Source organism: Protofrankia sp. CiP1_Cm_nod4 (assembly GCF_982290645.1).
Genome location: NZ_CEVIVC010000095.1, coordinates 8,151 through 15,298 on the forward strand (window position 1 = coordinate 8,151; position 7,148 = coordinate 15,298).

Genomic DNA, 7,148 nt, shown 5'->3' on the forward strand with positions numbered 1-7,148 from the left:
GCGCAGCTTGGCCAGCGCCTCGGCCAGGATCGCCTCCCCGTCCTTCTCGTTGCGCCGCTCCCGAACGTAGGCGAGGTGCGTCTTGTACGGTTCGGTCTTGGGCGGAGCGGGCGCGTTGTCGCGGTCACGACCCGCTGGGAAGCCACAGTTCGGGCAGTCCCAGGTCTCGGGAATCGTGGCGTCCGCGGCGAACGACGGCCTGGTCTCGTGATTGTTGGCGCACCAGAAGGAAATCCGCTGTCGCGGGGCCGTCTCACCGCGTTCGGCTTCCCCCATGGGCCCCGCCCCTACCCGACTTCCTCTGATGGCGTTACCACCTGCCACGGTCCGCATGCTCCTTTGTCTCGTCCCGCTGATTGACTCCGGATCCGGCCCCCCAGCCGCCAGCCGGCCTGACCGAGTGTAAGACGAGAAGGGCCGATCTCGTCGCACCGACCACCATCGGTCACCCTCACAATCCGCTCTGGTGACCGAACGCCGTCACCGCTCCTCCCGCTCGCCCAGGCCGGCGAACGGAGCCGTGGCATGGAAAACACGGGCTGGGAAGGAAGCGGCAACCATGTCACCGCTCCGCTCGCACGCTCTCACCCGGCCTCTCGTCCCAGGCTCCGGCCTCTCGTCCTAGGCGATGCCCAGGGAGACGGCGGTGGGGTCGGCGGCGTCCAGCGAGGGGACCCGCAGAAAGCCGCGGACGTTGGCGCTGTGGAAACGGGGCGCGACGGTGACCGCGAGCGGAATGACGGCGGCGTCGGTGAGCAGCTCCCGCTCCAGGTCGCCCCAGCGGGTGGAGAGCGCGACCGGGTCACGCTCCCCGAGGGCGTCCCGCAGCAGCTGCGCGACCCGGTCGTTACGGTATCCGCCGTCGGCCGGCCGGGAGCCCGACCACTGCGGTTCCAGCAGCGGCTGGAACACGCTGCGCCCGGCATTGCCGAACCACTGCGGCGTCACCCTGGTCAGGGCGAGATCCCAGCCCACCGTGCTCGCGGGGACGGCGGCGCTCGCGGGGACGGCGGCGCCTGGGTAGTCCGCGGCGGGGACCACATCGACCCGCAGCGTCACCCCCGCGCGGGCGAAGGCGTCCCGCAGCGCCGACGCGACAGCGGCGTCCTCGGCGGAGTCCGTGGTGAGCAGGACCAGGGCGGTCAGGGGACCGCCGCCGGCGGCGGTCCGCGTCCCCTCCCGGCAGCGCGCCGGATCGCCGGTCGACCCCAGCGTCGGGAACGGGTCGCGCGGCTGGAAACCGGCCATGGCCGGCTGCAGCATCTGCGCGGTGGTGGTGGCCAGGACCGGCCCGCCCAGCGCCGCGGCCACGGCGGCGCGATCCACGCAGTACACCAGCGCCTGCCGGACGCCGCCGCCACGCAGCGCCGCCGACGCCGGGCCGTGCTGGCCGACGGTGAGCAGCACGGTGGAACCGGGGCCGTCCGTGGACAGCCTGCCGTCGGCCCGGGTGTCCAGCGCTGCCACGTCGGCGGCGGGGACGGTGCTGTCCATCGCCATGTCGGCCCGGTCGGCGTCGATCTCGGCCTGGGCAGCGGCCGCGTCGACACCGGTACGCACCGTAACGTGATCGGCAAGCGCCGGGCGGATGCCGTCGGACGAGGCGACCCACGCCGGGTCGCGCGACAGCCGGAAGGACCCGTCACCGAGCGTGTCACCGAAGTGGTACGGCCCGTCGGAGATCAGGTTTTCCAGGTACTCGGGCGAGTTCGGGGCGTAGGCGAGGGCTTCCAGCGGCACCGGGGAAGCCGCGGGCAGGGCCAGCACGTCGGTGAAGTCCCCGGCCGGGGCGAGCAGGTGGAACTCGATCGAGTCGTCACCGACGACCTGGACGCCGTCGATACCGCGACGTTCGATGAAGTCGCGTACCCCCTCGGGCGGGGTTCTCATCAGCTCGTCGCAGTAGGCTGCGAAGCCGGCGACCGTCGCGGCGAAGTAGCCGCGCATGGGCGACGGGTCCGGCGGCGTGCACAGCCGTTTGACGCCGCGGGCGACATCGGTCGCGGTGACCCGTCTGATCCCGGGGGTGTCCCAGCGCGCGGCCGGGCGCAGGGTGACGGTGTAGGTCTTCCCGTCCGCGCTGACCGCCGGCGGCCCGACGGCCAGGTCCGGCAGGGGCGCGGCGGTGAAGACCGGGTCGGGGCTGGCCCGGTAGGAGTAGAGCTGACGGGAGACCAGCCGCAGCAGCATCCGCGAACCGGCGTCCGTCGCCCAGCCCGGATCACCGCTGGGCATCCTCCCGGTGACCAGGCGCAGCGTCCCACCCGGCTTGTCCGTTGGATCAGTGGTGACCGTGGGTATAACCGAAGTCACCGGTATGGGTGCCGGCTGTCCAGCACCTCCGCAGGCCGCGAGCGTGGCAAGGACGACCACGCAGAGCAGCCAGGCCGGGATCCGGGTACGCCAGCGGCCGCTCACCCCTTGAGCAGGAGGCCGAGGCCGATGATGCAGGTGAGCCAGATCAGCCCAATCATGACCGTCAGTCGGTCGAGGTTCTTCTCCACCACCGAGGAGCCCCCGAGCGAGGAGGAGACACCGCCGCCGAACAGGCTGGACAGCCCGCCTCCCTTGGCCCGGTGCAACAGGACGAGCAGCAGCAGAAGCACACTCGTGATGATCAGGACAATCGACAGCCCAACAGTCATCTCCGGACCCGCTCCCACACCGTCATCCCGTGATCATGTAAACCGCCCGGCCCGGCCGTGTCATCGCGCGACGCGGCAGGAAGCCCGACACGAGCAACCATGATCGCACCCCCTCCGGCCATACCCGCACCCGACGGCCCCCGGCAGCGCGACAAATGATCATCGCATCGCCTTCGACCATACCGATTCAGCAACCTCCGGCAGCGCAACGAACGATCATCGCACTGCCTTCGGCGGGGCTGACCGGCGGCATTCGTGCCAAGCTACCGCACGGCGGTCCCGCGGCCGGCGCGGCGCACCACCATCGGATCATGCCCGTGCGAGCCGTGGCCCTCCGACGGGCCGCCATGACGCCCTACGGTACGACACCGAGCGAGGCGAAGTCCGTCATCATGAACCCGGGCGAGTAGTGGATGTTGGTGAGCCGGCTGCTGTAGATGTTGAGCGCCCGGTCGTAGAGCAGCGGGACGTAGGCGGCGGACCCCACGACCGCCCGGTCCGTCTGCGTCCACAGGCTCGCCGTGTCCTCGCTGTCAGCGGCCCCGATGCCCTGCTCCAGACCCTGGTCGACCGCGGGCAGAGCCAGTTCGGCGATGTTGGTGCTGTACCGCGGCCGGATCGAGCCGCTGGCGGCGAGCGGGGCGAGGAACGCGTACGGCGTCGGCCGGGTGGCCGCGCCGGCGGCCAGGACGAGGCCGTACTTCATGGTGTGGACGTGCTCGGGGCTGTCCACCGCCGCGGCGTACCCGGCGTCGTCGAACTTCACGACGGTGACCGTGATGCCGGCCCGGGCGAGTGAGGCGCGGACGGCTTCGGCCTGGGCGAGGGAGAGCGGATCCGACCGGGTGACCAGGGTGGTCTCGAAGCCGTCCGGCCGGCCGCAGGCGCCCAGTTCTGTTCTCGCCCTTGCGGGGTTCCCGCTGCCGCCGGGGCTCGGGAAGAGGTCGAACCAGGAGAAGGAGCGCACCGGCGGGGTGAGCATCGTGGCCGCGATGTCGCCCCCGACGAGGGGGCCGCCCCGTGCGGTCTGCTGTGCGCTCTTGTCCACCGCCCAGGCCACGGCGTTGCGGCAGGCGAGCTTGTCCAACGGCGCGACCGTGGTGACCACGGCCAGGTAGCGCAGCCCGCCGGTGGCCTCGCTGGTGGTGCGGGCCGCGCGCAGGCCGGGGTTCGCGCTGATCCGGGCGGTGGCCTCGGCGCCCACCCCGCTCTGGTCGGCGGCGATGTCGGCCTGGTCGGTCAGGATGCGGCTGTCGATGTCGGCCGCGGCGAGCCCCATGCGTTCAACGACGCGGTCGGGGTGGGCGGGCCGGTTCGGGTCGGTCTGCCTGTCCCACTCCGGGTTGCGCACGAGGGTGAGGGACTCCCCCGGACGATAGTTTTCGATCTTGTAGGGCCCGGACGCCACCGGCCGGGATCCGTACCCGGCGCCGGTGTCGTGCGCCCGCGGCACCGGTGTGGAGACCGGGGAGGCCATCAGCAGGTTCCAGTCCGCGAACGGCCGGTTGAGCCGGAACGTGATGGTCCTGTCGTCCGGCGTGGTCACCGCGGCCAGCCCGAGACGGTCGGGCGTGGGGTCTGTGTAGGGACCCCGGTAGGGGTTCTTCTCGTCCTGGAGAAGCCGCACCACCTCGCCGGAGCCCGCGCCCCCGGAGCCCCCGGAGCCCCCAGCCAGCTCCGGGGCGAAGGCCCGCTCGATCCCGTACTTGACGTCCCGGGACGTGATCGGGGTGCCGTCCTCGAAGGCCAGCCCCTCCCGCAGCGTGTACGTCCAGGTGCGCAGGTCCTTCGGGGCCGGCACCTCGGTGGCGAGGTCACCGGCCAGCCTGAGCGCGCCGGGGCTGGGCGCGTACGTCACCAGCTGCCGGGAGATCCACCGCTGCTGGTTCCAGCAGCGCACGGACGCGGTGCGCTGGGGATCCCAGGAGTCGCAGTCGGCGGTGGCGAGCACCCGCAGCGTCCCGCCGTCGCGCGGCGAGGCGGCGATGACCCGGCTGCTGATCGCCGCGGGCGGGCCCGACGGGTCGGACGGGGCCTGCCGGCCTCCTCCCCCGCCCGTACAGGCGGCGAGAAGAAGGCCGAGGACGACCGTGACGGTTCCGGCCCGGATGATCGCACGACAGCGCGGCATGCCCCTGGCGGCCACTTGGGTTCGAGCCCCTTCCCGGCGGGGCCGCACCCCGCCACCGCAAGCCACCCAAGCACACCCCGGGCCGGCCGTGTCCGTCGGCTGTTCCCACGGCACCGGTCGCGATCACGGACCGCGCCGGCCGGCACAGCCCGTGATCGAGTCACCGGAGTCACCGGCATCGCCGGTGACGGTTCGTAGCCGCCGTCAGCTCGGCGGGGCGCTGCGGACGATCGCCGCGAAGTCCGCCGCGTCCAGGCTCGCGCCGCCGACCAGCCCGCCGTCCACGTCGGGCTGGGTGAACAGCTCCGCCGCGTTGGAGCCCTTCACCGAACCGCCGTAGAGGATACGGATGACCGCGGCGACTCCCGCGTCGAAACGCTCGGCGAGCCGCCCCCGGATCGCCGCGCACATCTCCTGCGCGTCATGGGCGGACGCGGTCCGCCCGGTGCCGATCGCCCACACCGGCTCGTAGGCGACGACCAGCGTGCGCGCCTGCTCCAGGGTGATCCCGGCCAGGGAGCCGTCGAGCTGCGCGAGGACATGGCGGACGTGGTCGCCGGCCACCCGCACCGGCTCGGGCTCGCCCACGCACAGGATCGGGGTGATCCCGTGCGCGTAGGCGGCCCGCGCCTTGGCCGCCACCAGGGCGTCGTCCTCGTGATGGTCCGCGCGCCGCTCGGAGTGGCCGACCACCGCATAGCCGCATCCCAGCCGGGCGAGCAGCGGCCCGCCGATATCCCCGGTGTGGGCGCCGGAGCCGTGCGGGGAGAGGTCCTGCGCGCCGTAGCCGATCGCGAGCTTGTCCCCGTCGACAAGGGTCTGGACGCTGCGCAGATCGGTGAACGGGGGCAGGACGACGACCTCGGCGTTGTCGAGCTCGACCGGCTTGAGGTCGAAAGCGATCTTCTGGACCAGCGCGATCGCCTCAAGATGGTTGAGGTTCATCTTCCAGTTGCCCGCGACCAGGATGCGCCGGCCCGTCCCCCGGGGCTTCTTCTTCCCGTTCTTCCCGTTCTTCTCGTTCTTCTCGTTCTTCTCGTTCTTCTCGTTCTTCTCGTTCTTCTCGCTTGCCATCACACGTCCAATGCTGCGAGTCCGGGCAGGGTCTTGCCCTCCAGGTATTCGAGGCTGGCGCCGCCACCGGTGGAGATGTGGGTGAACGCCTCCTCGTCGATACCGAGGGTGCGCACGGCCGCGGCCGAGTCACCGCCGCCGACGATGGTCAGGCCGTCGAGCCCGGCGATCGTCTCGGCCACCCCACGGGTTCCGGCCGCGAACGGCGGGAGCTCGAACACGCCCATCGGGCCGTTCCAGAAGACGGTGCGGGCGCCGCGCAGCCGACCGGCGAACAGAGCCACCGACGCCGGCCCGATGTCGAGGCCCTTGCGGCCGGCCGGGATGGCCCCGGCCGCCACCACGGCGGTGGGCGCGTCGACGGAGAGCTCGTCGGCCACCACCACGTCGGTGGGCAGCACGATCCGGTCCCCCCCTTCGGCGAGCAGGCCCTTCGTGGTGTCGATCAGGTCCGCTTCCAGCAGTGACCCGCCGACGCCGTGGCCCTGGGCGGCCAGGAAGGTGAAGCACATCCCGCCGCCGATGAGCAGGGCGTCGACCTTGGGCAGCAGCGCCCGGATCACCCCGAGCTTGTCGCTGACCTTCGACCCGCCGAGGACGACAACGTAGGGACGGGCCGCGCCGCTGGCGAGGGTGCGCAGCACCTCAAGCTCCCTGAGCACGAGCTGCCCGGCCGCGTGCGGCAGCCGCTCGGGCAGGTCCACGACGCTGGCGTGCGCCCGGTGGACCGCGCCGAAGGCGTCCCCGACGTAGTAGTCGGCCAGCCCGGCGAGCTGGTCGGCGAACGCGGCCCGCACGGCCGCGTCCTTGCTGGTCTCCCCCGGGTGGAACCGGAGGTTGTCCAGGAGCGCGATCTCACCGTCGCCCAGCCCGGCGACAATCTTCTGCGCGTGTGTGCCGGCGATGTCGCCGGTGCCGTCCCCGGTGAACGCGACCGGCCGGCCGAGCAGCTGCGCGAGCCGGCCGGCGACCGGGGCGAGCGAGTACGCCGGGTCGGGTGTGCCCTTGGGCCGTCCCAGATGGGAGGAGACGACCACCCGGGCACCCCGGTCCAGCAACGCCCGGATGGTGGGCACGCTGGCGCGGACCCGCCCGTCGTCGGTGATCCGGGGTGTGTCGCCGGAACGGTCCAGCGGAACGTTCAGGTCGCTGCGGACGATGATCCGCCGCCCGGCGACCTGTAGATCGTCAATGGTCGTCACGCCATTACTCCGAAGTCCCAACCGGCTTCGGACGACACGTCCATGATCGTCGTGGCATCGCCCGAAGACACCAGAAGCCGCCAGTTTTTCCCCACC

6 protein-coding genes are annotated in these 7,148 nt (G+C 72.2%); all 6 read right to left on the reverse strand.

Annotation, left to right across the window (positions count from 1 at the left end; genetic code table 11):
• Positions 1 to 324: RNA polymerase-binding protein RbpA (locus AC5LSR_RS16945; RefSeq protein ID WP_493468675.1), on the reverse strand; the 324-nt coding region annotated here is incomplete at its 3' end.
• A 297-nt stretch (positions 325 to 621) separates the two neighbouring features.
• On the reverse strand, positions 622 to 2,418 hold the full coding sequence (locus AC5LSR_RS16950) for an ABC transporter substrate-binding protein (RefSeq protein WP_250283308.1): 1,797 nt from the start codon (positions 2,416 to 2,418) through the stop codon (positions 622 to 624).
• Complete coding sequence (gene secG, locus AC5LSR_RS16955) at positions 2,415 to 2,645, reverse strand: preprotein translocase subunit SecG (RefSeq protein WP_250283334.1); 231 nt, start codon at positions 2,643 to 2,645, stop codon at positions 2,415 to 2,417. Before secG ends, AC5LSR_RS16950 begins: the two co-directional genes overlap by 4 nt.
• Positions 2,646 to 3,000: 355 nt before the next feature.
• A complete protein-coding gene (locus AC5LSR_RS16960) occupies positions 3,001 to 4,776 on the reverse strand; it encodes an ABC transporter substrate-binding protein (RefSeq protein ID WP_250290689.1) in 1,776 nt (591 codons plus the stop codon).
• Positions 4,777 to 4,980: 204 nt separating this feature from the next.
• On the reverse strand, positions 4,981 to 5,850 hold the full coding sequence (gene tpiA, locus AC5LSR_RS16965) for a triose-phosphate isomerase (protein WP_493468673.1): 870 nt from the start codon (positions 5,848 to 5,850) through the stop codon (positions 4,981 to 4,983).
• Positions 5,850 to 7,052 carry a phosphoglycerate kinase gene (locus AC5LSR_RS16970; protein WP_250283314.1) on the reverse strand — a complete coding sequence of 401 codons (1,203 nt, stop codon included), beginning with the start codon at positions 7,050 to 7,052 and terminating at the stop codon, positions 5,850 to 5,852. Before AC5LSR_RS16970 ends, tpiA begins: the two co-directional genes overlap by 1 nt.
• Positions 7,053 to 7,148 lie beyond the last annotated feature (96 nt).

Coding starts and splice junctions, on each gene's coding strand:
- tpiA (WP_493468673.1), bottom strand. CDS start 5,850: ATGGCAAGCGAGAAGAACGAGAAGAACGAGAAGAACGAGAAGAACGAG.
- AC5LSR_RS16960 (WP_250290689.1), bottom strand. CDS start 4,776: ATGCCGCGCTGTCGTGCGATCATCCGGGCCGGAACCGTCACGGTCGTC.
- secG (WP_250283334.1), bottom strand. CDS start 2,645: ATGACTGTTGGGCTGTCGATTGTCCTGATCATCACGAGTGTGCTTCTG.